This window comes from Streptomyces sp. NPDC002845 (assembly GCF_053591955.1).
The window spans coordinates 1-25808 of sequence record NZ_JBSFUU010000031.1 but is presented as its reverse complement, the minus strand read 5'-3'; the positions used below and the strand labels follow the sequence as shown (position 1 = coordinate 25808).

Genomic DNA, 25808 nt, shown 5'->3' with positions numbered 1-25808 from the left:
CGAAGAGCTGAACTCGGCAGTTGTACGGGACTCAGGAGTTGTACGCGCTCTGCGCCCGCTCCAGCCCCTCCGTCACCAGACACTCCACCGAGTCGGCCGCCCGGTCCACGAAGTAGTCCAGCTCCTTGCGCTCCGCCGACGAGAAATCCTTCAGCACGAAGTCCGCGACCTGCATACGCCCCGGAGGCCGCCCGATCCCGAACCGGACCCGGTGATAGTCCGAACCCATCGCCTTCGTCATCGACTTCAGCCCGTTGTGACCATTGTCGCCACCGCCCAGCTTCAGCCGAAGCATCCCGTAATCGATGTCCAACTCGTCATGGATCGCGACGATATTGGCGACCGGCACCTTGTAGAAGTCCCGCAACGCGTTCACCGGACCGCCGGACAGATTCATGTACGACATCGGCTTGGCCAGAATCACCCGACGGCTCGCCGGACCCGGCGCACCGATCCGCCCCTCGACCACCTGCGCCTGCGCCTTCCCGGACCGCTTGAACCTCCCCCCGATCCGCTCCGCCAGCAGATCGGCCACCATGAAGCCCACGTTGTGCCGGTTCGCCGCGTACTCGGGCCCGGGGTTGCCCAGCCCCACGATCAGCCAGGGGGCGCCCGCCTCGGTCGTCACGTGCATGTCTCCTTCATACGCGTCGGCCGCCGCTCCCGTCAGGAACGGCGGCCGACGAAACGTTGACGGTGAGGGATCAGGCCTCGGCGGCCTCTTCGCCCTCACCCTCGCCCGCGGACTCCTCCGCCTGCGAGGCGAGGACCTGCAGGACGACCGTGTCCTCCTCGACATCGAGCGTGACACCCGACGGAAGCGGGATGTCCTTGGCGAGGATGGAGGCACCGGCCGCCAGACCCTCGACGGACACCGTGACGGACTCGGGGATGTGCGTCGCCTCGGCCACGACCGGCAGCGCGTTCAGCACGTGCTCCAGCAGGTTGCCGCCCGGGGCCAGCTCACCCTCGGTGTGGACGTAGATGTCGACGTTGACCTGCTCGCCGCGCTTCACCAGCAGCAGGTCGACGTGCTCCAGGAAACCCTTGATCGGGTCACGCTGCACAGCCTTCGGGATCGCCAGCTCATTGGTCTTGCCGTCGATGTCCAGCGCGATCAGGACGTTCGGCGTACGCAGCGCCAGCAGCAGCTCGTGACCCGGAAGCGTCAGGTGCAGCGGGGCCTCACCATGACCGTACAGAACACCGGGAACCTTGCTGTCACGGCGGATACGACGGGCGGCACCCTTGCCGAACTCGGTACGCGTCTCGGCGGCGAGCTTCACCTCGGACATGCTCTTCACTCCTCGTAGAAAGAAAAAGGGGGACTGTGGTCACCCGGCCAAACGAACGGCCTGCTACGAAGAGCGCGTCGATTACGGACCGCCGTACCCCATATGAAGCCACATGGGAACGGCCTCCCTCGCCGAGCAACTTCAGCAGTCTACTCGGAGGGGGAGGCCGCACCCAAAACGATCTCTACCGCGCTCTCTACTGCTCGTCGAACAGGCTCGTCACCGAACCGTCCTCGAACACCTCACGCACCGCGCGCGCGATCGTCGGCGCGATCGACAGCACCTTGATCTTGTCGAGGTCCAGCTCACCCGCAGTGGGAAGCGTGTTCGTGAAGACGAACTCGCTCACCTTCGAGTTCTTCAGCCGGTCCGCCGCCGGACCGGACAGCACACCGTGCGTCGCCGTCACGATGACATCCTCCGCACCATGCGCGAACAACGCGTCCGCGGCCGCACAGATCGTGCCACCCGTGTCGATCATGTCATCCACGAGGACACAGATACGGCCCTCCACATCACCCACGACCTCATGCACCGTCACCTGGTTCGCGACATCCTTGTCACGCCGCTTGTGCACAATCGCGAGAGGAGCACCCAGCCGGTCGCACCAGCGGTCCGCCACCCGCACCCGGCCCGCGTCCGGGGACACGACCGTCAGCTTGCCGCGGTCCACCTTGTCGCCCACGTAGTCCGCGAGAAGGGGGAGGGCGAAGAGGTGGTCGACAGGGCCGTCGAAGAAGCCCTGGATCTGGTCCGTGTGCAGATCGACGGCGAGAATACGGTCCGCGCCCGCCGTCTTCATCAGATCAGCCACCAGACGCGCCGAAATCGGTTCACGCCCACGGTGCTTCTTGTCCTGCCGCGCGTAACCGTAGAACGGCACGATGACAGTGATGGAACGAGCCGACGCACGCTTCAACGCGTCGATCATGATCAACTGCTCCATCACCCACTTGTTGATCGGAGCCGTGTGGCTCTGGATCAGGAAGCAGTCCGCACCACGCGCCGACTCCTCGTAGCGGACGTAGATCTCACCGTTGGCGAAGTCGAAAGCCTTCGTCGGGACGACCCCGACACCCAACTGGTGGGCGATCTCCTCGGCAAGCTCGGGGTGGGCGCGGCCGGAGAAGAACATCATCTTCTTCTCGCCGGTCGTCTTGATCCCGGTCACAGCACTGTCTCCTCAGAGGTGTCTCAGCTGGGCATGAGAGGTCGTCTCAGCCGGGGGTGCGGATGTGCACCTATCACGGTACGCCGAGTCCGACGCACCTGTTTCCGGTCAGCTTTCGCCTTCCGCCTCCCGAGAAGCCGCCTCGGCCGCCTTCGCCGCCGCACTCCCCGGACGCTTACGAGCCACCCAACCCTCGATATTCCGCTGCTGGCCACGGGCCACAGCCAGCGAACCGGGCGGCACATCCTTCGTGATCACCGAACCCGCCGCGGTGTACGCGCCGTCCCCGACCGTGACAGGCGCCACAAACATGTTGTCCGAACCCGTCTTGCAGTGCGACCCCACCGTCGTGTGGTGCTTCGACTCACCGTCATAGTTCACGAACACACTCGCGGCACCGATGTTCGTGTACTCACCGATCGTCGCGTCACCGACGTAGGAGAGGTGCGGCACCTTCGTGCCCTCGCCGATCGAGGCGTTCTTCGTCTCGACGTACGTACCCACCTTCGACTTCAGCCCGAGGCGGGTACCAGGACGGAGATACGCGTACGGCCCCACACTCGCCTGCGGCCCGACATGCGCACCGTCGGCCACCGTGCTGTCGACCCGGGCCCCCGCCTCCACCGTCGTGTCCTTCAGCCGCGAGTTGGGCCCGACCTCCGCGCCCTCGCCCAGGTGCGTGGCGCCCTGGAGCTGCGTACCCGGATACACAACCGCGTCCTGCTCGAACGTCACCGCCACATCGACCCAGGTCGTCGCCGGATCGACGACAGTGACCCCCGCGAGCATGGCACGGTCCAGCAGCCGGTCATTGAGAATACGGCGGGCCTCGGCCAGCTGGACACGGTTGTTGATCCCAGCGATCTCACGATGATCACCCGCGACAGAAGCCCCGACCCGATGCCCCGCCGCACGCAGAATCCCGAGCACGTCCGTCAGGTACTCCTCCCCCTGGCTGTTGTCGGTCCGCACCTTGCCGAGCGCATCGGCAAGCAACCGACCGTCGAACGCGAACACCCCCGAGTTGATCTCACGAATCGCCCGCTGCGCCTCGGTCGCGTCCTTGTGCTCCACGATCGCCGTCACGGCACCGCTCGCCCCGTCCCGCACGATCCGGCCGTAACCGGTCGCATCCGGAACCTCCGCCGTCAGCACGGTCACGGCATTGCCGTCGGCGGTGTGCGTGGCGCTCAGGCGCTGGAGCGTCTCGCCGGTGAGCAGCGGAGTGTCACCGCAGACGACCACCACGGTCCCCTCGACCGCGCCGCCCAGCTCCTCCAAGCCCATCCGCACGGCATGCCCCGTGCCGTTCTGCTCCGCCTGCACCGCCGTCCGAACCCCCGGGTCGATCCCGGTCAGGTGCGCGGCGACCGTCTCCCGGGCGTGGCCCACGACCACGACCAGTTCCTCCGGCTCCAACTCGCGCGCGGCGGCGAGTACATGACCGACGAGGGAACGGCCACAGATGCTGTGCAGGACCTTCGGTGTGGCCGACTTCATACGGGTGCCCTCACCCGCTGCGAGTACGACGACGGCTGCCGGGCGGTTGGCGCTCACGGGGGTGCCCTTCGGCTTCGGATGGGTGGGGGTCGACATCCGCAGGATACCGGGGTGTTGTGGGCGGGAAATGTGAGCGGGTCCTGACCGAGAGGTCAGGACCCGAACCGAGCACAGCTCCCCCGCCAGGACTCGAACCCGGACAGATGGCACCAAAAGCCACAGTGCTGCCAATTACACCACGGGGGATGAAACTCGACCAAACCGGACATTCGGTCAGGCCGTCGAGCGGACACCCAATACTATGCCGCACCACCAGCCCTCGATGCGACGGTGTAGGTCGGCGCTCTTGAGTACGGCGACTCGCAGGCAGCCGTAGTACCCCTTGCCGGTGTTGGTGCGATTGGTCTTGGGGTTGTGCTTCTTGAGGCTGGTCTTCAGGAGGTTGTCGACCTTGATGCCGACCCGGTCGGCCCAATAAGCCTCGGCTGTTGGGATGTCGGCCGACTCGTGGATGTTGACTGAGAATCGTCGACGCTCTGGCTCGACGCCGAGCAGGTCGAGCCAGGCGAGGAATACCTTGATCATGTTCGGGTCGCTATTCACGAAGATGACGCGGTGCTGGGAACCAGGTTTGGCTTTCGAGCCCTCGGACCAGTAGAGCCCCACACCGACGAGGAACAACTCGCGAGGTGTGAGGGTCCCGATCTCGACCAGTGCGTTGTTCCGCAGTTCCTCTCGCGCGACGGTGCGGGTCTCGACCGCACGCTGCACTCCGCGGCGGGCCGCCGTCATGTCGGGTTGGTGCCTGCGCTCCGGCGCTGGCAGATCCCGCACCCACAGTGAGATCGAACTCTTCGAGCACCCCAGCTCCACCTGGATCTGGTCGTACGTCCAGCCCTGGAGCCGGAGCTCTCGTGCCCTTGCCCTCAGGTCGTCCTTGGCGTTCGGGCGCTTGGTCCACTCGGGCGGCGGTTCGCCCTCCAGGAGCCGGTTGAGGATGTCGTTGTTGTCGACGTGGAGCCGGTCGCGGATCTGGCGGCGGCTGAGGCCTGCGCGGCGCAAAGCGGCCGCCTGTTCCCGCAGCCCCTCGAAGTCGGCGTACTTGCCGTGTGCGTGTGCCATGGGCATACCGTCTGGCCGGAATGGTCCCTTCCGGGGTCGAACGGTGTGCGGTTCAGCAGTTCGAGGGATACCGGCCGGTTTCGCTTCTGTTCGATTGCGGAGCGTGGTGTAGGCAAGTACGGGAAACTCGCCGGAAAAGCCAGGGGTGGCAAACGTAGGCTGGAGGCATGACCACGACGGGGGAAGACCGCACAGGGGCCGGGACCAGGGCCGGGCCGTGGTGGTGGGGGCGTTGGCGGGGCGCGGTGCTCGACGGTGGGCTCGCGCTGGTGTCGATGGTCGAGTGTGCGTGGGAGGGTGTCCGGTTCGCGAGGGCCGCGGGGCTGCCCGAGGCCGTGGGGGCGGTCTTCGGAGTGGCGGCCGGTTCGGTGGTGCTGGTGCGCCGGATGTGGCCCGTGGCGGTCGTGCTGGTGACCATCGCGATCATGCCTGCGCAGATGGGGTACCTGATGGGGATCGTCGGCCTGTACACGCTGGCCGCGTCCGAGGTGCCCCGGCGGATCATCGGGGCGTTGTCGGGGATGGCGTTCGTCGGTGTGCTGATCGTGGCGTTCGTGGAGGCGCATCAGGGTGTGCTGCGGGGGGACACCGCGGCGATGCGGCCGGCGTGGTTCGCGCCGTTTCTCGCGTTGGTGACCGCGATCGGGCTGGTCGCTCCGCCGGTGCTGCTCGGGCTGTATGTGGGCGCGCGGCGGCGGTTGATGGAGAGTCTGCGGGAGCGGGCGGACTCGTTGGAGCGGGAGCTTCAGTTGCTGGCGGAGCGGGCGGAGGAGCGGGCGGAGTGGGCCCGGGGCGAGGAGCGGACGCGGATCGCCCGCGAGATGCACGATGTCGTCGCGCACCGGGTGTCCTTGATGGTCGTGCACGCGGCCGCGCTGCAGGCCGTGGCCCGGAAGGATCCCGAGAAGGCCGTGAAGAACGCGGCCATGGTCGGGGACATGGGGCGGCAGGCGCTGACCGAGTTGCGGGAGATGCTGGGCGTGTTGCGGTCGGGGGAGGCGGTGGATGGCGTGAATGGCAGGGGCGGGGCTGGTGCGGTTCGAAAGGAGTCCGTGCCGCTCGCTGCCGTGGGGGTCGCCGCCGCTGTCGCGGCTTCGCGGGTGGAGGACGAGGCGGCCGACGGGCCGTCGCTCGCGGAGCTGGACGAGTTGGTCGGGCAGTCGGCTGCCGCCGGGATGGTGGTGGACCTGTCCGTGATGGGGGACGCGCGGTCGTATGCGCCGGAGGTGGAGCAGACCGCGTACCGGGTGGTGCAGGAGGCGTTGACGAACGTCCACAAGCACGCGGCCGGGGCGAAGACGTACGTACGGCTGGCGCATCGGGTGTCGGAGATCGCGATGCAGGTGGAGAACGAGTGCCCGCCGGAGTCCGGGGCGGCGGGCGCGGTGCGGTTGCCCAGTGGGGGCAATGGGCTGGTGGGGATGAAGGAGCGGGTCAGCGCGCTCGGGGGTGTGTTCGTGTCCGGGCCGACGGATGCGGGGGGTTTCCGGGTGTCGGCGGTGATACCGGCGGAGTGAGCAGCTTCGGTTGGTCGTGCGGGGGTGCGGCGGAGGGGTTGGCTTTGGCTGCTTGTGCGGGGGTTGCGGCGGACGGGTCGGTCTCGGCTGTTCGTGCGGGGGTTTCGGTCCGGTGGGTGGCCTTGGCTGCTTGTCCGGGTTTCCGGGCGGGTGAACGGCCTTGCTGCTCGGGTGGCTTCCAGCCGAGTGGGCGGCTTCGCCGCTGGTGCAGGGAGAGGGCCGGTCGGTCGAGGGGGGCGGCTTCGGTTGTTCGTGCGGGGGTTTCGGTCGGTGGGGGGCCTTGGCTGCTCGGGCCGGGCGAGGGCCGGTCGAGGGGGCGGTCCGGCCGCTCATGCGGGAGCCGGTGGTGAGTGGCAGCCTCGGCCGCTCGTGCGGGAGTCCGGGTGAGTGACGCCTTAGCCGCTCGTACGGTTTCCGGCGGTCGGCGGTCGGCGGTCGGCGGTCGGCGGTCGGCGGTCGGCGGTCGGCGGTCGGCGGCCAGCGGGCGGCAGACGTGGGGCCCGCGCTTCCCGTGCCCTTGCCCCAGCGCGCGCCTGCCTCAGCCCGCCGTGAGTCGTACCGGTTCGATGCCCGTGAGCAGGGTGGTGAGGGCCTGGTCGATGGTGGGGCCGAGGTACCAGTCGCCGGTGTGGTCGAGGGCGTAGGCGCGGCCCTCGGTGTCGATGGCGAGGACGGCGTGGGTGTCGGGTTCGAGGCCGAGGGGGCAGACCTCGGTGTCGAGGGCGCGGCCGAGGTCGCCGAGGGTGCGGGCCATGTGGAGGCCGTGGAGGGGGTCGAGGTGGAGGGTGGCGGGGGCGAGTTGGCGGCCCGGGCCCTGAGCGGTGATGTGGAGGCCGCCGAACTCCGCCCATGCTTCGACCGCCGCCGGGAAGACGGCGTGGCGGTGGCCGGCAGGGGAGGTGTGCTCGCGCAGGGCGTCGGCCCAGACCTCGGCCTGCTTTATGTCCCAGCGGCCCGGTCGCCAGCCCGCGGCGCGCAGGGCGGCGTCCACGGGCACGGAGAAGCGGGTGGTGGAGGAGCGGTCGGCTTGCATCTGCCCTTCGTTCGTTGATCCGTCGAGGATGAGCCGGGGGCGACTCGTCGAGGTTGGTACCTCGGCGTCCGTCTGGTCGTTCGTCCGATCGTTCCGATCGTTCCGATCGTTCCGATCGTTCCGATCGTTCCGATCGTTCCGATCGTTCGTCTGGTCGTTCGTTTGGTGAGGACGCCGTGGTGTGCGGTTCAGGTTTCCTGTGACGGGTCGACGATGCGGACACCGAAGTGGGCGCTGAGGGCCTGGCAGGAGCGGCAGGGGGCGGCGAAGCTGCCGTGGAGGGGGTCGCCGTCCTCGCGGATGAGGCGGGCGGTGAGTTTGGCCTGCTTGAGGGCTTTGCGGGCTTCGCCGTTGGTCATGGGTTTGCGGGAGGCGCGTTTGCTGCGGGCGGCGTCGGCGGTGGTGATGTGGCGGGAGATGAGGATCGCTTCGGCGCAGCGGCCGGTGAAGCGGTCGCGTCTGTCGGAGGTGAGGGTGTCGAGGAAGTCCTGTACGAGGGGGTGCAGGGGCGGGGGCTGGTCGCCGCGGGCGGCGGTGCCGGTGAGGGTTTCGCCGCGTACGGAGAGGGCGGCGGCGATGGTGGGGAGGATGCCGTCGCGGCGGTGGAGGAGGGCGGGCGCGTGCGGCTGTTCGGTGTTGCTCCAGCCGACCCTTGGATCGCCGGAGGTGCCGGTCTGCGTCGCGTTCATGATCGTCATCCCCTCTTATTACATCCCCCGTAGCGGACACAGAGTGCCAAACGGCGTGGCTGGTGCGGAAGCTGGGGCGGTGCGACACGCCAGGGCTTCGGCTCACCGTCACGGCGGGGTGACGGCAGGTCACGGAACCGGGGGCCCCATGACGGGTGTCGGTGACCGGTGTCGCCGTACCGCATAGGCTGTCGGCATCCGCGATCCGTACGGTCGTGTGATCGACATGCCAGACAGGCCGCGCGGGCGGCCGGAAGACAGGCCACTCAGAACGCCGCAGGGGGCAACCGCCATGACGACAGGTCGGCTCGGGCTGGGGGTACCTCCCGGCCGCCAGGCTGGGGGACAAGCCGCGCCGCCGAACGCGGCCTACGCCGGGCAGGTCGTGCAGTTCCCGGATCCGGTCCGGGCCGCGCGTCATCCGAGAGGTGTGCGGGTGGACGCGCACGGTTATCCGGACTTCTCGCCCTACGCGCGTGCGGCCGCGGAGATCGCGGAGCCTCCGGTGGGGTTCGGCGTGGACGAGTTGAGGCTGACGGACTATGTGTCCGCGAACGCCGCGCTCGCCGCCTCCGGGCACGAGCTGTGGGACACCATCCCCGCGGTGGCGACCCCGCACGGCTGGACCTGGCATCACGTGGTGGGCAGCCGGCGGCTGGAGTTGGTGCCGGTCGAGGTGAAGGCGTTGCTGCGCCACCACGGTGGGGTGGCCACGTCGGCCGTGGACCACAACAAGCGGGGTACGCGGCCGTTGCAGGAGACGCGGCCCGCGCACTTCGGGCTGCCGAAGTCGTCGTCCGTTTCGGTGACCGAGCAGCAGGTGCTGGGCGTCGAGGAGGACCTCGGGTACCGCCTTCCGGGGCCGTACCGTTCCTTCTTGAAGGCGGCCGGCGGCTGCGCTCCCGTGGGGGCCGCGCTGGACGCGGAGTTGGGGCTCCTGGTCGACCAGCCGTTCTTCACGGTGCGCGACGAGGCCGCGGTCAATGACCTCGTCTACGTCAACAAGTGTCTGCGCGACCATCTCACCAAGGATTACCTGGGAGTCGGCTTTGTGCAGGGCGGGCTCATCGCCGTGAAGGTGAAGGGGGACCGTATCGGTTCGGTGTGGTTCTGCGCGTACGACGATGCCCGGGACGTCGATCCGTCGTGGCCGCCGGCCGAGCGTGTGGAGCGGCTGCTGCTGCCGTGCGGTGAGGACTTCGACGCGTTCCTGGCGCGGCTGGCCGGCAATCCGCCGGAGCTGGAGACGGTGGCGAACCTGATGGTGGACGGCGGTTTCGCGCATGCCGTGCCGGTGTCTTCGACCTCTTCAGCCTCTTCGGTGTCTTCGGTGGGGGAGTGACGTTGCGATGGTGACCTTCGCACAGGCGCAGGAGCGCGCCGAGGAGTGGATCAACGGGGATGTGCCCGGTTACCAGCATCGTGAGGTGCGGGTACGGGAGTTCGAGCTCGGGTTCGTGGTGTGGGCCGAGGACCGGCCCGACGGCCCGCGTTCGGACGGTGGCACGCACCGGCTCGTCATCGCCCGTGACAGCGGCGAGGCGACGTTGTGGCCCGGGCTGCCGGTCGGTGAGGTGATTCGGCGGTACGAGGAGGAGTACGGCCGTGACGAGGCCCCGGCGGAGCCGGTGCCGGCGCCTTCCGCGCGGGTGGATCTGAATCAGACGTCCTTCTTGCTGACTCCGCCGGAGTGGTTGCAGGAGGCCGCCGACAAGTTGGGGATCCCGGACCGGCGTTCGGGGTCGGACACCAACGGGGCCGGGACGGGGTCCGGGGCCGGGACGGGGTCCGGGTCCGGGGCCGGTGTTCGTCCGGCCGCCGCTGCGGACGTGGCCGCGCCCGGGGCCTTCAACGGGGCGTCCGGGGGCGGTGGTTCGCTGCCCGAGACCATGCCCGGGGCCCCCGCGACCCCGGCCGACGCCACGCCGTGGCCCGCCGCGGCGCCCGCCGACGACATCCAGGACGCGCCGCCGCACGACCGCGTTCCGCCGGCCCCCGCCGGGGCGACCCCGTGGGCCGGGACCGACACCAACGCCGAGGCCGAGGAGGACCGTTCGGTACCACTGCCCCAGACGGTGTTCTCGGCGGCGCTCAGCGAAAGCGACGAGGGCGACACCCCGCCCCCGCCGCCCGGTGCGGCGCCGGACGCCAAGACCGCCCTGATGTCCGGCGGCAGCCAGCTTCCACGCACGACGGTGGCTCCGGCGGTGGACGACCCGGGGGCGGGTTCGCAGGGGGCCGGTTCTCAGGGGGCGGGTGTTGGGCCGGGTGCACCGGGTGCACCGGGTTCGCTGGGGAGCCATGGCACTCCGCCGCCGGGTTCGTCGTCGTACGGCTATCCGCAGGGCCCCGGTACTCCCGGTACTCCCGGCACACCGCCGCCCGGCGCATCCTTGTACGGCTATCCGCAGGGTCCTGGTGCGACTCCGCCGGGCGCGGGCGCGCCCAACGTGCCTGGTGGGCCCGGGGGTTCGGGTGCCGCGGCTCCGGGGTCGTCTTCGTACGGCTACCCGCAGGGCCCGGGCAAGCCGCCGCCTCCGCCGGGTAGGCTGCCGCCGGGTGGCCCCAACCCGCCTGGTGGGCCTGCCGGTTCGGGTTCCGGGGTTCCGGGAGCGCCGCCCGGACCACCTCCGGGGTCGCCTTCGTACGGGTACCCGCAAGGCCCCGGTGCTCCGGGTACGCCGCCGCCCGGCGTCCCCAACCCGCCGCAGCCGCCCGGCGGTTCGGGTACCCCGGCTCCGCCGCAGCGGCCGCTCGCGGCGAACGCGGGGGACATCGCGGACGCCGCGACCAGCAAGGCGCAGCCGCCACGGGGTGCGCGGGGCAGTGGGCCGGGCGCACCTCCGCCGCCCGCGCCTCCGGGTGCCCCCGGTACGCCGGGCGCGCGGCCGGGCAGTACGCCTCCGCCGTCGGGGCCCGGTGCTCCGGGGACCCCGGCGGGTGGGTATGTGCCGACGCAGCTCGTCTCGCAGCTCGGACCGGATGGGCTTGAGGGCGGGCCCAGGCCTCCGGGTGCTCCGGGTCAGCCTCCGGCGCCGGGTGCCCCTGGTGCGCCTGGGGCTCCGCAGCCTCCTGGTGCGCCGGGTGCGCCGGGTGGGCCGAATTCGCCTGGGGGTACGCCTGCCGGTGGTGTGCATCATGCGGCGACGATGCTGTCCGGGCCTGCCGTCGGTGGCCCGGGTGCGCCGCAGCCTCCGGGTCCGCCTGGGCCTCCCGGTGCGCCGGGGCGTCCGGGTGCTCCGGGTCAGCCTCCGGCGCCGGGTGCCCCTGGTGCGCCTGGGGCTCCGCAGCCTCCTGGTGCGCCGGGTGGGCCGAATTCGCCTGGGGGTACGCCCGCTGGTGGTGTGCACCATGCGGCGACCATGCTGTCTGGCCCTGCTGTCGGTGGCCCGGGTGCGCCTCAGCCCCCGGGTGCCCCTGGAGCTCCGGGCGCCCCTGGCACGCCCCGGCCGGGTGCCCCCGGTACGCCCCCGCCCGGCACCCCCGGCTCCGTGCACCACGCCGAAACCAAGCTGTCGTCCCCGCAGGTCGGCGCACCGCAGCCCCCGGGCCCGCCCGGAATGCCGTCGGGCGCGCCCGAGCCGATCCCCGGCCAGCCGCAGCCGATGCCGGGGCAGCCGATGCCCGGCCCCGGCCAGCAGCCCCCGGCGTACGGCTACCCGCAGCAGCCCGCCGGTCAGCCGACCGTGGGCCCCGGCTACCAGGCCGTGCTGCGCTACCGCGCGCCGGACGGCTCTGAGCAGCAGGTCATCCGGCGTTCGGCGCCCGGCACTCCGCACCCGGAGTGGCAGATCTTCCACGAGCTGCGGGGGATGAACATCCCGCCGGACCAGGTCCTCGAACTCCACACGGAGCTGGAGTCGTGCGAGCTGCCGGGGGCGTACTGCGCACGGATGATCCGGGAGCAGTGGCCGAACGCGCGGATCACGTCGATCGCCCCGTACGGCACCGACCACGCCAGCCGTCAGCAGGGTATGGCCCAACTCCTCGCGCACCAGGGGGAGTTGCACCAGGTGGCCGACGGTCCGGCACGGCCCGCGCCGGTGCGGGCGCCGTTGCCGCCGGTGCAGTCGGCGCCGCCGCTTCCGCCGGAGGCGGTCGCGCAGGAGCTGGCGGCGGCGTTCGGGCCCGGGGTGTTCCGGTTCGACCAGCAGGCGGTGTCCCGGCAGGGTGTGCCGCCGGTCGTGGCGCACGCGCTGGTGGTGGCCGGGCTGCCCGTCGACATGGGCCCGTTCTTCTGGGCGCAGGCCCAGCCGGGCCGTCCCGTGCCGACGCTGGCCGAGCTGGCGGCCGAGCGCGGGGTGCAGCCGGCGTCCGACGCGGGCTCGTACCTCGTCATGGGCAGCGACTTCGGCAAGGCGCTCTGCGTCCAGTACGGCACCGCGAACATCGTGGCCGTGCCCGTGGAGGCGGGGCCGGGCGGCGCTCCCGTGCCGCCGCAGTTCGTCAACACGGGCCTGCTGGAGTTCCAGCGCTGCCTCGCCCTGCTGGGCCGGATGTGGCGGCTGCGCTTCGGCCTCAACCAGGAGCAGGCGGGCCGCTGGACCGTCGACTTCCAGGCCCAGCTGGCCTCTCTCGACCCGGCGGCGCTCGGTTCGCCGGAGAGCTGGTGGTCGGTGCTGCTGGAGCAGATGTGGGACGGGTTGCTGTGACGCGCCGCTGATCCCCTCGTCCCCTCGTCCCCTCATGCAAAGGGCCCGGCATGGTCGTACAACGGCCGAGCCGGGCCCTTCTGCCTGTTCTGGCTGTTCCGTCTGTGCGCACACCGACCTCTGTCTGTGCGCACACCCGCCCCACCCCGTGACCGCCCCTCGGAGTGTCGCGTTATGAACACTTCCGTCCGATACATCAAGATGTGCGCGAAATCATCATTTCGTGTGTGTCCGGCGGAGAGGGGATCAAGGATGAGCAGCGCACCGGTGTCGCCGCACGGCTTCGACGTCGTACGGCGCGGCTACCGTCCCGGCCAGGTCGACGCGTACGCGGAGGCCCTCTCGCAGGATCGTGACGCCGCGTGGGAACGGGCCGCGCGGCTGACCGTGCTGGCCAGAGAGATGGAGGAGGACGCGGAGCGGCTGCGGGAGACCGTGGACCGGCTTGCCCCGCAGACGTACGAAGCGCTCGGCGAACGGGCCCGCAGTCTCTATGAGTTGGGCGTGGAGGAGGCCTCGGCGGTACGGGAGGACGCCCGCCGGGACGCCCAGCGGATCGTCGACGAGGCCGAGGCGGCCGGGCTGCGGGCACGCGAGGCCGCGCAGGCGTACGCCGACGAGGTACGCGGCGAGGCCGAGGAACGGGCCCGGCAGCGGCTGCTCGCGGCCCGGGCCGAGGCGGACGACATGCGCGTCGCGGCCCGGCGCGAGGTGAAGGAGGGCCGGGGCGAGGCCCTGGCCGCACTGCGCGAGATGCGGCAGCGCAGTGAGGCCCTGCTCGCCGAGCAGGAGAAGGAGCACGCCGAGCGCTGGGCCGACGTGGAGCGCGAGGCCGCCGAACGCGAGGTCGCCCTCGACGCCCACCACGCCGGCCTCGTCTCCCGCGCCGAGGCCGCCCTCTCCGACGCCCAGCGCGACTTCGCCGACGCCGAGGAGTCGGCCGCCCTCCGCCAGGCGGAGGCGGAGGCGCGGGCCGCCGAGGTCGTCGCCGAGGCACGGGTACGGGAGGACCGCATCGCCCGCGAGACGGAACGGGTGCTGCGCGAGCACGGCGAGCAGTGGGACGACGTACGTGCCCACATGGACCACGTACGCAGCAGCCTCACGGCCCTGACGGGCCGGGCCCCGGCGGAGTGAGGGGGTCGGGCGCGGCGTAATTGGCCAATTGGCAGATTTGGCTCACGAAAAGAGCCCCGAAAGGGGGCATTACGGGCTCTCGCCTGAGCCAAATCTGCCAATCACCGCCTCTCCGCCTGGCCGCCTGCCCGCTTCCCCGCCTGCCGGACTCCGGGCCGGGGTCAGGCGTCCCTCCGTACCGCGCCCGCCAGGAGCCAGCCCTCGACCGCCTCGTACTGCTTGCGCTGCTGTTCTGCCTCGGCCCGGCCCGAGGCCAGTGTCCCCAGCCAGCCGTAGGCGAAGCCGAGGGGGATGGAGACCAGGCACGTCGTCGTGAACGGGAACCAGTTGAAGTCGGCCTCGGGGAAGGCGGACACGGGGGAGCCGGAGACCAGGTTGGTGCCGGTCATCAGGGCGATCACCGTCAGGGAGCCGCCGATCAGGGTGCAGAGCAGGCCCGTTCGGGTGTAGCGGCGCCAGAAGAGGCTGTAGACGAGGGCGGGGGCTATGGCGGAGGCGCCGATGCAGAAGGAGAGGGTGACCAGGGGCTGGAGGCTGCGGTGGTGGACGGCCGTGGCCAGCAGGATCGTGGGGATGCCGACCGCGGCCGCCGAGAGGCGGGCCAGGGTCATCTCCTTGCGCGGGGTCAGCTGGCGTTTTCCGGCGGCGAACACGTCGTGGGCGAGGGAGTTGGCGCAGGCGAGGATCATGCCGGCCACCGACGCCAGCAGGGTCAGGAAGATCGCCGTGGTGACCGTCGTGAAGAGCAGGGTCTCCGCCGTCGACACCTCCGCGCCGAAGGCCGCCTGAGAGCCCAGCAGATACGCCGTGTTGCCCTGCGGGTCCGCCGCCGCGATCACCTCGCGCCCGATCAGGGCCGTCGCGCCGAAGCCGACGACCGTGATGATCAGCACGAAGAGGGCGACCGACGGCACCGCCCAGGACATGGACCGGCGTATCTGGCGGGCGCTGCCCGCGGTGTACATGCGCATGGTGACGTGGGGCAGTATGGCGCCGCCGAGGACGACGGTGAGCTGGGCGCTGATCATGTCGACGCGGGGGAACGGGCCGCCCGCGAACTCCAGCCCCGAGTGCAGGAACGCCGACCCGACCCCGCTGTTCTCGGCCGCCGAGGCGAACAGGGCGCCGGGGTCCCAGTCGAAGCGGTTCAGGAGCAGGGCGGCGACGATGCCGCCCGAGCCGAGCAGCATCACCATCTTCAGGATCTGGATGAGGGCGGTGCCCTTCATGCCGCCGATCGCCGCGTAGCTGATCATCAGGATGCCGAGGCCGATGACGCAGCCGGTCTTCAGGCCCTCGCCGGAGAAGCCGAGGATGAACGCCAACAGGTCGCCGGTGCCCGCGAGTTGGACCAGCATCAGCGGCAGCAGCGCGACGATCGTGACGGCGCACGCGGTGATGCGTACGGCCCGGCCCGGCATCCGGCGGCCCAGCGCGTCGCCCATGGTGAACCGGCCCGCGTTGCGCAGAGGTTCGGCCAGCAGGAACATCAGCAGCATGAGGGAGAGCGCGGTGCTGAGGGCGAGGACGACACCGTCGTAGCCGAAGAGCGCGATGACCCCGCTCGTGCCGAGGACCGTGGCCGCCGAGATGTAGTCGCCCGCGATGGCGAGGCCGTTGCGCATGGGGGAGAGGGAGCCGTAGCCCGTGTAGAACTCGTCGAGGTCGTCCTGGTCCGGCCCGGTCATCACGCACAGCAGCAGCGTGATCGTGGCCACCGCCGTGAACGCCACCAGGGACATCGTCTGCGCCGAGTCACTGAACCCGGCCATGGCCGCCCCGGTCACCGGGCGGCCTCCCTTCTGGCGTCCAGCTCCGCCAGCTTGCGGATGCGGTCGGCGAGCGGGTCGACCCGGCGGCGCGCGGTGTGCTCGTACAGCCAGATCGCGAGGCAGGTCACGGGCACCTGAATCAGGCCCAGCAGCAGGCCCGTCGAGAGGCCGCCGGTGACGCGGCCCGTCATGAGGGACGGTGCGAACGCGGAGAGGAGGAGGAAGAGGGTGAAGTAGCCGAGCGCGGTGAGCGTCGCCACGCGTCGCTGCCAGCGGTAGGCGCCGCGCAGGACGCGCAGGTCGCTGTGGTGGCCGAGGGGAGGGTGGCGGGGGGTGAGTGGGCGGGCGGGGGCGGGTTCCTGCGGGGGTGGGGCCCAGGGGTAGGTGTAGTACGGAGGGTGGTGTGCGGGCTTGCGTGATGTGCGGGGTCTGGGAACGGGTCTGACATCCCGGGTCTCCTTGCGGGGCTCAGGTCCGGTGCGGACCGCATGGAGCGGGGGGTGGGGCAGGCACGCTACTCGGGCGTTGGGGGATGCGCGGGGTTTTCGCCAAACTGAGTGGTCGGTATGCGCTTGCTGTTCAACTTCCGCGCTGACCTCGGGCGTTACTCCCGTTGACTCTGATTTTTGAAGCGCCTCGCCGGGTCATTTCAGGTGGACCATCGCCACGGAGACGGGCACCTCGCATTCCTCGGAGCCGTCGGACCCGTCGTCGAGCACTGCGGTGAAGGCCAGCCGGTGGTCGGTCCGGCGCGGGACCGAACCGTCGGCCGTGACCGTGAAGCCGACGCTCGTACGGCCCTGGGCGGGGACGCGGACCCGGACCGGCCCGCGCGACCGTACCGACCAGCCGGGCGCGGGGCAGGGCGTGAGGGTCACGTGCTGTGCCGAGCCGTTGAAGTTGTAGACGTCGACCGTCATATGGGTACGGCGGTCGAGGCGGTAGCCCAGCGGGGGAGGGGCGTCGCCGTTGTCCTTGCCGGGGGCGGCGTTGCGGGCCGGGTAGCGCTGGCTGAGGACGATGTGTTCGGCGGGGGAGAGGCGGCGGTGGTGCGAGAGGCGGCGGCCGTGCGAGGGGCGGCGGGTCGGCGTTCGTGGACGTGCCGAGGGGGAGACGACGTACATCGGCTCCTTGGAGACGGTCACGGTCGTGGCCCCGCCGGGTGTCGGGATACGGCGGCCCATGAGGTCGTACGCGGTCCCGGGCAGGCCGAGCCGCACCGGCCGTCCCGTCGCCCAGAGCACCGTGACCCGCTCGCCGCGCCCGCTGTCGAAGGCGAACCCGGCGACACCGGGCGGCAGTTCCGGCGCGGTCCCGACGAAGTGGGCCTCGCCGAGCAGGGACGTCAGCGTCGCGTAGGCGGCGTAGGCGGGCAGGGGCCGGAACTCCCGGTCGAAGAGCCCGAAGTACACGCCGTCGGCGTGGAGCGGCGGCCCGGCGAACCAGAACTGCCGCGCGTTTCCGGCGGCCAGCCCCTCCACCATGGAACGGACCAAGTAGCGGGCCTGTATCCCTTCCTGAGCGTACGTCAGGTCATGGCGAGGGCGGGCGGTGAGGAACGCGCCGCACTCCGTCATCCACAGTGGCGTGGCGTCCGCCCCGTGCCGGCGGGCCAGTGCGTGCTGTTCGTCCGCCGCGCCCGGGAACCGGGGGTTGTCCTGTTCGGCGGGGTCCGGGTAGCCGTGGAAGGCCCATGCGTCGGCGTACCGTACGACGTCGTTCTCCAGCATCAGGTCCTGGAAGTGGCCCGTCTGCGCGATGCCGGGAAGGACGACGAGGGGCGGTTCCGCGCCGGAGTCGCTGACGCCGAGTGCGGCCGCCTTGACGAAGGCCGCGTGGGCGTCGCCGGTGCTGCGGGTGGTGTCGACGTCGGGTTCGTTGGAGAGCTGGAGTGCCTCGGGGGAGGAGGCCAGGGCGAGATGGCGGGCGTAGCGGTAGGCGTGACGCAGGTCCGCCGGGAGGGGCAGCGACGCCTCGGTCATCGCCCACTCCGGGGCGGGCGAGAGCACGTCGAGGACCGCCAGGCCGTGCGCGCGAAGGGTACGGGTGACGCGGTCGTGGTGCGCGGTGTCGTACGCGCCGGGCACGGGCTCGGCGGCGGGCCACGACCGGCCGTCACGTACCCAGCCCGCGCCCATCTCCCGCAGGGCGGCGGCGAATTCGTCCAGTCGGGAGGGCGGCACGAGGGAGGAGACCCAGATGTTGACCCCGAAGCGGTTGGCGGCCCCGGTGACGGCCCGGCGCTCGGGGAGGCGGGCGAAGCGGCCGGTCACGCCGTCGGCCTCGACGCGGTAGTGGCCGGGCGGGAGTTGGGGGAGCGGCGCGGTGGCGGTCGTCCGGCCGGCGGGGACGGTCGCGTGCCCGGCGGCGGCCCGCTTCCCGTGGTGGTCGGTGACGGTGTAGCGCACGCGGTACGGGCGGGGCGCGGGGCCGTCGAGGGTCAGGCGCAGGTGGGGCGGGGCGGGGTCGCCGTGGCGGTGCGTGGGGGCCGACACCTCGCGGAGGGTGGGGGGTCCGGGCCGGTGGCGCAGGGTGAAATGGTCCAGGGAGAGGGCGTACGCCGTGGTGTCGTCGAGGACGGCCGGCTCGGTCACGCGGAACGTGAGGGTGTTGCCGCCGGCCCGGAGCACCACCTCGCCCAGCTCCAGGACGGACAGGCCGCCCCAGGCCGGCTTCGACTCGTACCAGTGGGGCTGCGAGCGGGAGATCTCGGTGAATGGTCCGTCGTTGGTGGAGAGTCGGAGGTACGAGGCGACCGTCTCGGTGTGCGGTGTCTCGACCGGGGCGGTGGCGACGGCGGTCAGCGCGTAGGTGCCCGCTTCGGGGGCGTGGACGCGGTAGGTGGCGTACCAGCCGGTCTTCGGGGGTGGCTGCTCGCTCGTGAGCAGGGCCAGGTAGCGGCCACGGGAGGCGCGGGGGTGGCGGGCGACGGGGATGTTCGTGCGGATGGGGCGCTCGCCCCGCACGGTGATCACGGCAGGCTTCCGGGAGGCCTGTGGGTTTCCTGTCCCGGTTGTTCCTGTCGTCCCGGCTGCTTCCGTCACCCTGGCTGTTCCCGTCCTGGCAAGTGCCGCCACCGTGGCCCCGAGTCCCGCCGCCATCGCCGTACGCCTGTTGAAGTTCATGGGTCCAGCAGAAGCGAGCGGCGGGTGGTCGGGCGTCGTGCGTGAGGACGGCCCGTACCCGGAGGTGAGCCGAGGAGGTCTCAGGGATGAAGACCTAGGAGGCGTAGGAGCGCAGGGGCGTACGGCAGTTGGGGCTCCGTTCACCGTCATCGGCGGGTCGGTCAGAGCCAGGTGGTCCCCAGCCAAGCGGCCGCGGCGGCGGTCACCAGCAGGGTGATGTTGAGTGCCCGCAGTGGCCGATGACCGAGCCGGATGATCCTGTCGGCCCGGGGTGTCGGGGTGTCGGGATGCCAAGTACGGCACGTGACCGTGCGTGGTCAGCAGTTCTGCTCGGCCTTGAGTTTGAGGTGGACGGCCAGGACGCGGGCGGTGTCGAGCGTCGCGGCGTCGCGGGTCACCGTGCTGCGGTCGAACGCGATGGCGTACATGGCCTTGGGGCGGTCCGGTACGGACGTCCAGACCGTGCCCATGAACGAGAGCTGGTCGTCGTACGACATGTCGTCGGCCTCGGCGGGCGTCGGATAGGCCTGTTTGACGTCGGCGAAGGTCGAGCCGGGGCCGATGTCCTCGGGGGTGCGTGCGTTCTCGGCGGTGAGGGAATAGATGCCGCGTTTGCTCGACCAGAGCATGACGATGCCGTTGTCGCTGGTGTGCGACATGCAGGCCTCGGGGTCCTCCTCGCCGTGCTCGAACTCGCCCGTCGCCTCGGCCTCGTCGAGGGGCATGCCGATCTTCAGCGGGCCGATCCCGTCGGGGCCGAGGACCCGCGAGGACGCGTCGGAGGCGCCCGGCGCGGGGGCGCTCGGGCTGGAACTGGAGTTCCCCACGCTGACGGTGACCTCGCAGCCGGTGAGTGCGGTCATGCCGATGGCGGCAGTGGTGGCGGCGGTGACGGCGAGCGTGCGCTTCGTACGGATGTGTCTGTGCATGAATGTGCCCCCCGGTGGTCGGCGTGAGTCTAGAGCGCCCGACCGGCCTCAGTCCCCGGAATTGCCGAGCACCGGAAACCGCCTCGGCGCCACCAGCAGGAGCACCACAAAGGCCAGCGCCGCCGCGCAGGACGCCCCCAGGTACACGGAGTGCACCGCGTCGGCGACCGCTCGGCGGAGTGGTTCGGAGGAGGTGCCCGTGTCCAGGGCGCGGGTCACCGTGTCCAGGTCGCCCACGCCGCCGAGCCGTGCGGCGAGCACCCCGTTGGCCACCGCGCCGAAGACCGCCGCGCCCGCCGTCTGGCCGGTCTGGCGGCAGAAGAGGACGGAGCCGGTCGCCGTGCCGCGTTCCGACCAGCCGACCGTGGACTGGACGCCGACGATCAGGGGGAGTTGGAAGAGGCCCAGCGCGCCGCCGAGCAGGAGCATCAGCAGGGCCGGCTGCCAGGCCTGGCCGGGGTAGGGGAGGAAGGGGAAGGCCAGCAGGATCAGGGCGGCCGCGCCGATGCCGAGCAGGGCCGTGTCGCGGAAGCCGATCCTGCGGTACACGTGCTGGCTGAGCGCTGCCGACACCGGCCAGCTCAACGTCCATACGGAGAGCACGAATCCGGCCGAGATGGGGTCCAGGTCGAGGACGGATTGGGCGTAGGTGGGGAGGAAGACCGTCGGGGCGATCATCACCAACCCCAGTGCGCCCAGGGCGAGATTGACGACCGCGATCGTACGGCGGCGCCACACCCACCCCGGGATGATCGGCTCGGCGGCCCGGCGCTCGATCACGACCAGGGCGGCGACCATCGCAAGTCCCGCACCGAACAAGGCGATTGAGGGCCAGGAGAGCCAGTTCCAGGCCACTCCGCCCTGCACCAGCGCCGTCAGCAGCGCGCCTCCGCAGGCGAAGACGGTCAGCGCGCCCGCCCAGTCGACGCGGGGTTTCGCGGTTCTGGAGTGCTGCGGCTCGTGGAGGTGGCGGGCCAGCAGCCAGACGGCGACCGTGCCGACGGGGAGGTTGATGAGGAAGATCCAGCGCCAGTCGGCGTACGCCGCCAGCACCCCGCCCAGCGCCGGGCCCGCGACCGCCGACGTCGCCCAGACCGTGGACAGCCTGGCCTGGATCTTGGGGCGCTCCTTGAGGGGGTAGAGGTCTGCGGCGAGGGTCTGGACCGTGCTCTGGAGGGCTCCGCCGCCGAGGCCCTGGACGATGCGGAAGGCGATGAGGGCACCCATGTTCCAGGCGAGGGCGCACAGCAGGGAGCCGAGGAGGAAGAGGACGGCGCCCGCGATCAGCACCGGCTTGCGGCCGAAGGTGTCGGAGAGCTTGCCGTAGACGGGGATGGTGACCGTCACGGCGAGCAGGTAGCCCGAGAACAGCCAAGAGAAGACCGAGAAGCCGCCGAGGTCGCCGACGATCTGCGGTACGGCGGTCGACACGATCGTGGAGTCGAGGGCAGCCAGGGCCATGGCGAGCATGAGCGCCGCGACGACCGCGCCTCGCTTGTCGATTCCGGTGGGCTGCTGTTCCTCGTCGCGTATCGCGGGTCGCGTACTGCCCACCGGATGGCTTCTCCTTTGCTTTCCCCTTGCACCTATCCGCCGGGGAACACCATGCCACTTGAGCTTCACCCAACGGGAGGGTGCACGCTGTTGGGGCCGGGCCAGGGGGCGGAACCCTGAGACCGTCTCCACCCTCCGGGGGAGATCCCTTAGGGGTATCTCCGTACTACGGCCCGGGGCGGACTCGTACCGCCGGAGGACGAGACGGGGCGGGGTGCGTCCTTAACCTGGCTTTACGCCGTTGGGGAGCGGCAAGGGGGGAGGGACCTCGGCGGCGGTCGGGACGTACGGGGGTCGTACGGACCGCAGCTCGGGGGGTGGGGTTTTCCCCAGCACAAGACGCCGATGAGCACCAGCGCGCCGGGCAGTCCCTCAGCGCCAGACTCAACGACGTAGGACGACGCAGGACGACGTACCAAGCAATCCACTCAGCGACGCGGCGCAAGCTTCGTGAAGCCTCGCGCCGCGTCGCTGACCGACATAGGAGATTTACCGTGACATCGGCTGTAACCGTAACCAGGCACGGGGGTACTGGAGGGCGTACGGCCGTTGCCGCGCGGGCGCGGCAGGTCGTGAAGGCGTACGGGTCCGGTGAGACCCGGGTCGTCGCCCTCGATCATGTGGATGTGGACATCGCGCGGGGGCAGTTCACCGCCATCATGGGACCTTCCGGGTCCGGCAAGTCCACCCTCATGCACTGCCTCGCCGGGCTCGACACCGTCACGTCCGGGCAGATCCACCTGGACGAGACCGAGATCACCGGGCTGAAGGACAAGAAGCTCACGCAGCTGCGCCGGGACCGGATCGGGTTCATCTTCCAGGCGTTCAACCTGCTGCCGACGCTGAACGCGATCGAGAACATCACGCTGCCCATGGACATCGCGGGGCGGAAGCCGGACAAGGAGTGGCTGGGGCGGGTCGTCGACACCGTCGGGCTCTCCGACCGGCTGGGGCACCGGCCCACCCAGCTCTCCGGCGGCCAGCAGCAGCGCGTCGCCGTGGCCCGTGCCCTCGCCGCCCGGCCGGAGATCATCTTCGGTGACGAGCCGACCGGCAACCTCGACTCGCGGGCCGGGTCGGAGGTCCTCGGCTTCCTGCGGCGGTCCGTGGACGAGCTGGGCCAGACCATCGTGATGGTCACCCACGACCCGGTGGCCGCCTCGTACGCGGACCGTGTGCTGTACCTCGCCGACGGCCGGATCGTCGACGAGATGTACAAGCCGACCGCCGAGGCCGTTCTCGACCGTATGAAGGACTTCGACGCCCGGGGGCGCACGTCATGACCGTCATGAAGACCTCGATGCGCAACTTCTTCGCGCACAAGGGACGCATGGCCCTGTCGGCGGTGGCGGTCCTGCTGTCGGTGGCGTTCGTGTGCGGCACGCTCGTCTTCACCGACACGATGAACACGACGTTCGACAAGCTCTTCGCGGCCACCGCCTCCGACGTCACCGTCAGCGCCCAGAATGCCTCCGAGACCGGTGAGACGACCTCCGTCACCGGCAAGCCGCCGGTCATGCCGGCCTCCGCCCTCGACGAGGTGCGCGGCGCGGACGGGGTGAAGTCGGCAGAGGGGACCGTCTTCTCGACCTCGGTGACCGTCATCGACGCCGACAAGGACAACCTCTCGCCCACGAGCGGCGCCCCGACCATCGTCGGCAACTGGAACGCCAACGACGCCCGGACGATGAAGATCTCGTCCGGCGACGCGCCGCGCGGGCCCGGCCAGATCATGGTCGACGCCGACACCGCCGATAAGCACGACCTGAAGCTCGGCGACGAGATCCGGGTCATCACGGCGGTCGGCACGCACCGGGCCGAGGTCTCGGGCATCGCCGACTTCACCGTCACCAACCCCGGTGCCGCGATCTTCTACTTCGACACGAAGACGGCGCAGGAGGTGCTCGTCGGTGAGACGGGTGTCTTCACCAACATCAACGTCACGGCGGCGGCCGGGGTCAGCGACGCCGAGCTGAAGAAGAACGTCGCCGCGTCGATCGGCGGCACGTACAAGGTGCAGACGGCCCAGGAGGTCGCGGACGCCAACGCCGAGGACGTCCAGGGATTCCTGGGCGTGATGAAGTACGCGATGCTCGGCTTCGCCGGGATCGCCTTCCTCGTCGGCATCTTCCTGATCATCAACACCTTCTCGATGCTCGTCGCCCAGCGGACCCGCGAGATCGGCCTGATGCGGGCCATCGGGTCCAGCCGCAAGCAGGTCAACCGGTCCGTGCTGGCCGAGGCGCTGCTGCTGGGGCTGTTCGGGTCCGTGCTGGGGGTCGGCGCGGGCATCGGGCTCGCGATCGGCCTGATGAAGCTCATGGGCATGGCGGGCATGAACCTGTCGACGGACGACCTGACGGTGGCGTGGACGACGCCGGTGGTCGGCCTGGCACTGGGTGTGATCGTGACCGTCCTGGCCGCGTACCTGCCGGCCCGGCGGGCGGGCAAGGTCTCCCCGATGGCCGCGCTGCGCGACGCGGGCGCCCCGGCCGACGCGAAGGCCGGTGTCGTACGGGCCGTGCTGGGGCTGTCGCTCACGGGTGCGGGCGGGTACGGGCTGTACCTGGCGGCCTCCGCCGACAAGGCGAGCGAGGGTTCGCTGTGGCTGGGCGCGGGTGTGGTCCTGTCGCTGATCGGCTTCGTCGTCATCGGCCCGCTGCTCGCCGGTGGTGTGGTGCGGGTGCTGAGCGCCGTGCTGCTGCGGGTCTTCGGTCCGGTCGGGCGGCTGGCGGAGCGGAACGCGCTGCGCAACCCGCGCCGTACGGGTGCCACGGGGGCCGCGCTGATGATCGGGCTGGCGCTGGTCGCGTGCCTGTCGGTGGTCGGGTCGTCGATGGTCGCCTCGGCCACGGAGGAGCTCGACAAGTCCGTGGGCACCGACTTCATCGTGCAGTCCGACACCGGTGCGCTGATCACCCCGCAGGCCGTGCAGGCGGCCAAGTCCGCGGACGGGGTGGAGCGGGTCACCGAGTACAAGTGGATGGAGGCCGACTTCGGGACTCCCGACGGCAAGACGCTGAAGAACACGGCGATCACGGCCGCCGACTCCACGTACGCCGAGGACCTGCGCGTCGAGACCGTCGAGGGCAACCTCGCCGACGCCTACCGGCCCGACTCCATGTCCGTCCACGAGGAGTTCGCCGCGGACCACGGCATCCGGCTCGGCTCCAAGATCGCTGTGGACTTCCCGGACGGCACCTCCACCGCCGAACTGACGGTCCGCGCCATCACCAGCAGTGACGCCGTGATCGACTCCGGTGCGATGTACACGTCGATCGACACGCTCGCGGAGTACGTCCCGGCCGACAAGATGCCCCTCGACGTCCTCCTCTTCGTCTCGGCGAAGGACGGCCAGGAGGAGGCGGCGTACGCCTCCCTGAAGACCGCGCTGGACGACTACCCCCAGTACAAGGTCCGCGACCAGACCGACTACAAGGAGGCCCTGAAGGACCAGATCGGCCAGCTCCTCTACATGATCTACGGCCTGCTGGCGCTGGCGATCATCGTGGCGATCCTGGGTGTCGTCAACACTCTGGCCCTGTCGGTCGTCGAGCGGACGCGGGAGATCGGCCTCATGCGCGCGATCGGTCTCTCCCGGCGGCAACTCCGCCGGATGATCCGCCTGGAGTCCGTCGTCATCGCCCTCTTCGGCGCCCTCCTAGGCCTCGGCCTCGGCATGACCTGGGGCGCCACCGCCCAGCAACTCCTCGCCCTGGAGGGCCTCAAGGTCCTCGAAATCCCGTGGCCGACCATCACCTGGGTCTTCATCGGCTCGGCCTTCGTGGGGCTCTTCGCGGCGCTGATCCCGGCGTTCCGGGCGGGGCGGATGAATGTGCTGAACGCGATCGCTACGGAGTAGCCGACGGGGCGTTTGACCAACGGGGGATCACGGGGGATCACGGGGGATCACGGGGGATCACGGGGGATCACGGGGGATCACGGGGGATCACGGGGGATCTGGGGGAGGGCCCGGCGTCGGGGAGTCTCGGACTCAGCGACGCCGGGCTCCGGTGTGCCTGGGCGGGTGCTTGGGGAGGAGGGTTTTCGCCCCCGCCGCCCCTACCCGTCCCGTACCTCAGGGGCTCCGCCCCTTCGACCCCGCCAGGGGGCTCTGCCCCCTGGACCTCCGGGACCTATGCCCACCCACCACCCGACTCGGTAGGTCAGGAAGTGGGCCTCGCACCCCTCAGCCCGTCCGGCGTTCGAGGACGAGGTCCCAGGGCCGGCCCACCACCCCCCAGCAGCACTTACCAGCCCACCCCAGCCCCCTCCAGCCCGTCCGGCGCTTGAGGACGAGGCCGCAAGGCCG

General features: G+C 70.8%; 18 protein-coding genes and 1 tRNA gene. 6 read left to right on the top strand and 13 right to left on the bottom strand.

The features are described from left to right. Positions 1-31: 31 nt before the first annotated feature. The 6 genes from pth to ACWD3C_RS23045 all read right to left on the bottom strand — a co-directional run bounded on the left by pth (position 32) and on the right by ACWD3C_RS23045 (position 5088). On the bottom strand, positions 32-634 hold the full coding sequence (gene pth / locus ACWD3C_RS23070; RefSeq protein ID WP_451146754.1) for an aminoacyl-tRNA hydrolase: 603 nt from the start codon (positions 632-634) through the stop codon (positions 32-34). A 70-nt stretch (positions 635-704) separates the two neighbouring features. Beyond that, positions 705-1295, bottom strand: coding sequence for a 50S ribosomal protein L25/general stress protein Ctc (locus tag ACWD3C_RS23065; RefSeq protein WP_451146752.1), 591 nt, complete (start codon positions 1293-1295; stop codon positions 705-707). Positions 1296-1491: 196 nt separating this feature from the next. Continuing rightward, the gene (locus ACWD3C_RS23060; protein ID WP_451146750.1) at positions 1492-2466 is read right to left on the bottom strand and encodes a ribose-phosphate diphosphokinase; all 975 of its coding nucleotides are present in this window, start codon (positions 2464-2466) and stop codon (positions 1492-1494) included. 108 nt (positions 2467-2574) lie between these two features. Further along, positions 2575-4023, bottom strand: a complete 1449-nt coding sequence (gene glmU, locus ACWD3C_RS23055; RefSeq protein WP_451146748.1) for a bifunctional UDP-N-acetylglucosamine diphosphorylase/glucosamine-1-phosphate N-acetyltransferase GlmU — start codon at positions 4021-4023, stop codon at positions 2575-2577. 117 nt (positions 4024-4140) lie between these two features. Next, positions 4141-4212, bottom strand: a tRNA-Gln gene (locus tag ACWD3C_RS23050). 27 nt (positions 4213-4239) lie between these two features. Further along, on the bottom strand, positions 4240-5088 hold the full coding sequence (locus ACWD3C_RS23045; RefSeq protein ID WP_451146746.1) for a helix-turn-helix domain-containing protein: 849 nt from the start codon (positions 5086-5088) through the stop codon (positions 4240-4242). A 167-nt stretch (positions 5089-5255) separates the two neighbouring features. Between ACWD3C_RS23045 and ACWD3C_RS23040 the strand changes: the two genes are divergently transcribed. Further along, entirely contained in the window at positions 5256-6605 is a 1350-nt protein-coding gene (locus ACWD3C_RS23040) for a sensor histidine kinase (RefSeq protein ID WP_451146744.1), read from the top strand. Between the two features lie 538 nt (positions 6606-7143). Here ACWD3C_RS23040 and ACWD3C_RS23035 read toward each other — a convergent pair. Beyond that, positions 7144-7638 (bottom strand): SUKH-3 domain-containing protein, encoded by a 495-nt coding sequence (locus tag ACWD3C_RS23035; protein WP_451146742.1) that lies wholly within the window; start codon positions 7636-7638, stop codon positions 7144-7146. A 188-nt stretch (positions 7639-7826) separates the two neighbouring features. Next, on the bottom strand, positions 7827-8336 hold the full coding sequence (locus ACWD3C_RS23030; RefSeq protein ID WP_451146740.1) for a YwqJ-related putative deaminase: 510 nt from the start codon (positions 8334-8336) through the stop codon (positions 7827-7829). 283 nt (positions 8337-8619) lie between these two features. On the opposite strand from ACWD3C_RS23030, the gene ACWD3C_RS23025 reads away from it, so the two are divergent. From ACWD3C_RS23025 to ACWD3C_RS23015, 3 genes are all read left to right on the top strand, one after another. Then, on the top strand, positions 8620-9669 hold the full coding sequence (locus ACWD3C_RS23025) for an SMI1/KNR4 family protein (RefSeq protein WP_451146738.1): 1050 nt from the start codon (positions 8620-8622) through the stop codon (positions 9667-9669). 7 nt (positions 9670-9676) lie between these two features. Next, positions 9677-12979: an SUKH-4 family immunity protein gene (locus ACWD3C_RS23020; protein WP_451146736.1), complete on the top strand. Its 3303-nt coding sequence runs from the start codon at positions 9677-9679 to the stop codon at positions 12977-12979. 252 nt (positions 12980-13231) lie between these two features. After that, positions 13232-14116 (top strand): cellulose-binding protein, encoded by an 885-nt coding sequence (locus tag ACWD3C_RS23015; RefSeq protein WP_451146734.1) that lies wholly within the window; start codon positions 13232-13234, stop codon positions 14114-14116. A 161-nt stretch (positions 14117-14277) separates the two neighbouring features. On the opposite strand, the gene ACWD3C_RS23010 is transcribed toward ACWD3C_RS23015, so the two are convergent. The 5 genes from ACWD3C_RS23010 to ACWD3C_RS22990 form a co-directional block, all read right to left on the bottom strand. After that, complete coding sequence (locus tag ACWD3C_RS23010; protein ID WP_451146900.1) at positions 14278-15888, bottom strand: sodium/solute symporter; 1611 nt, start codon at positions 15886-15888, stop codon at positions 14278-14280. An 11-nt stretch (positions 15889-15899) separates the two neighbouring features. After that, a complete protein-coding gene (locus ACWD3C_RS23005) occupies positions 15900-16397 on the bottom strand; it encodes a DUF485 domain-containing protein (protein WP_451146899.1) in 498 nt (165 codons plus the stop codon). A gap of 135 nt (positions 16398-16532) precedes the next feature. Beyond that, the gene (locus ACWD3C_RS23000) at positions 16533-19013 is read right to left on the bottom strand and encodes a hypothetical protein (RefSeq protein ID WP_451146732.1); all 2481 of its coding nucleotides are present in this window, start codon (positions 19011-19013) and stop codon (positions 16533-16535) included. 317 nt (positions 19014-19330) lie between these two features. Beyond that, the gene (locus ACWD3C_RS22995) at positions 19331-19942 is read right to left on the bottom strand and encodes a hypothetical protein (RefSeq protein ID WP_451146730.1); all 612 of its coding nucleotides are present in this window, start codon (positions 19940-19942) and stop codon (positions 19331-19333) included. 48 nt (positions 19943-19990) lie between these two features. Continuing rightward, positions 19991-21496 carry an MFS transporter gene (locus ACWD3C_RS22990; protein WP_451146728.1) on the bottom strand — a complete coding sequence of 502 codons (1506 nt, stop codon included), beginning with the start codon at positions 21494-21496 and terminating at the stop codon, positions 19991-19993. Positions 21497-21990: 494 nt separating this feature from the next. Between ACWD3C_RS22990 and ACWD3C_RS22985 the strand changes: the two genes are divergently transcribed. Further along, a complete protein-coding gene (locus ACWD3C_RS22985) occupies positions 21991-22779 on the top strand; it encodes an ABC transporter ATP-binding protein (protein ID WP_451146726.1) in 789 nt (262 codons plus the stop codon). Further along, positions 22776-25358 carry an ABC transporter permease gene (locus ACWD3C_RS22980; protein ID WP_451146724.1) on the top strand — a complete coding sequence of 861 codons (2583 nt, stop codon included), beginning with the start codon at positions 22776-22778 and terminating at the stop codon, positions 25356-25358. Before ACWD3C_RS22985 ends, ACWD3C_RS22980 begins: the two co-directional genes overlap by 4 nt. Positions 25359-25808 lie beyond the last annotated feature (450 nt).

Excerpts from the sequence above, each read along its gene's own strand:
- pth (WP_451146754.1), bottom strand. The coding sequence starts at position 634 with ATGCACGTGACGACCGAGGCGGGCGCCCCCTGGCTGATCGTGGGGCTG.
- ACWD3C_RS23065 (WP_451146752.1), bottom strand. The coding sequence starts at position 1,295 with ATGTCCGAGGTGAAGCTCGCCGCCGAGACGCGTACCGAGTTCGGCAAG.
- ACWD3C_RS23045 (WP_451146746.1), bottom strand. The coding sequence starts at position 5,088 with ATGGCACACGCACACGGCAAGTACGCCGACTTCGAGGGGCTGCGGGAA.
- ACWD3C_RS23040 (WP_451146744.1), top strand. The coding sequence starts at position 5,256 with ATGACCACGACGGGGGAAGACCGCACAGGGGCCGGGACCAGGGCCGGG.
- ACWD3C_RS23035 (WP_451146742.1), bottom strand. The coding sequence starts at position 7,638 with ATGCAAGCCGACCGCTCCTCCACCACCCGCTTCTCCGTGCCCGTGGAC.
- ACWD3C_RS23030 (WP_451146740.1), bottom strand. The coding sequence starts at position 8,336 with ATGACGATCATGAACGCGACGCAGACCGGCACCTCCGGCGATCCAAGG.
- ACWD3C_RS23025 (WP_451146738.1), top strand. The coding sequence starts at position 8,620 with ATGACGACAGGTCGGCTCGGGCTGGGGGTACCTCCCGGCCGCCAGGCT.
- ACWD3C_RS23020 (WP_451146736.1), top strand. The coding sequence starts at position 9,677 with ATGGTGACCTTCGCACAGGCGCAGGAGCGCGCCGAGGAGTGGATCAAC.
- ACWD3C_RS23015 (WP_451146734.1), top strand. The coding sequence starts at position 13,232 with ATGAGCAGCGCACCGGTGTCGCCGCACGGCTTCGACGTCGTACGGCGC.
- ACWD3C_RS23010 (WP_451146900.1), bottom strand. The coding sequence starts at position 15,888 with ATGGCCGGGTTCAGTGACTCGGCGCAGACGATGTCCCTGGTGGCGTTC.
- ACWD3C_RS23000 (WP_451146732.1), bottom strand. The coding sequence starts at position 19,013 with ATGAACTTCAACAGGCGTACGGCGATGGCGGCGGGACTCGGGGCCACG.
- ACWD3C_RS22995 (WP_451146730.1), bottom strand. The coding sequence starts at position 19,942 with ATGCACAGACACATCCGTACGAAGCGCACGCTCGCCGTCACCGCCGCC.
- ACWD3C_RS22980 (WP_451146724.1), top strand. The coding sequence starts at position 22,776 with ATGACCGTCATGAAGACCTCGATGCGCAACTTCTTCGCGCACAAGGGA.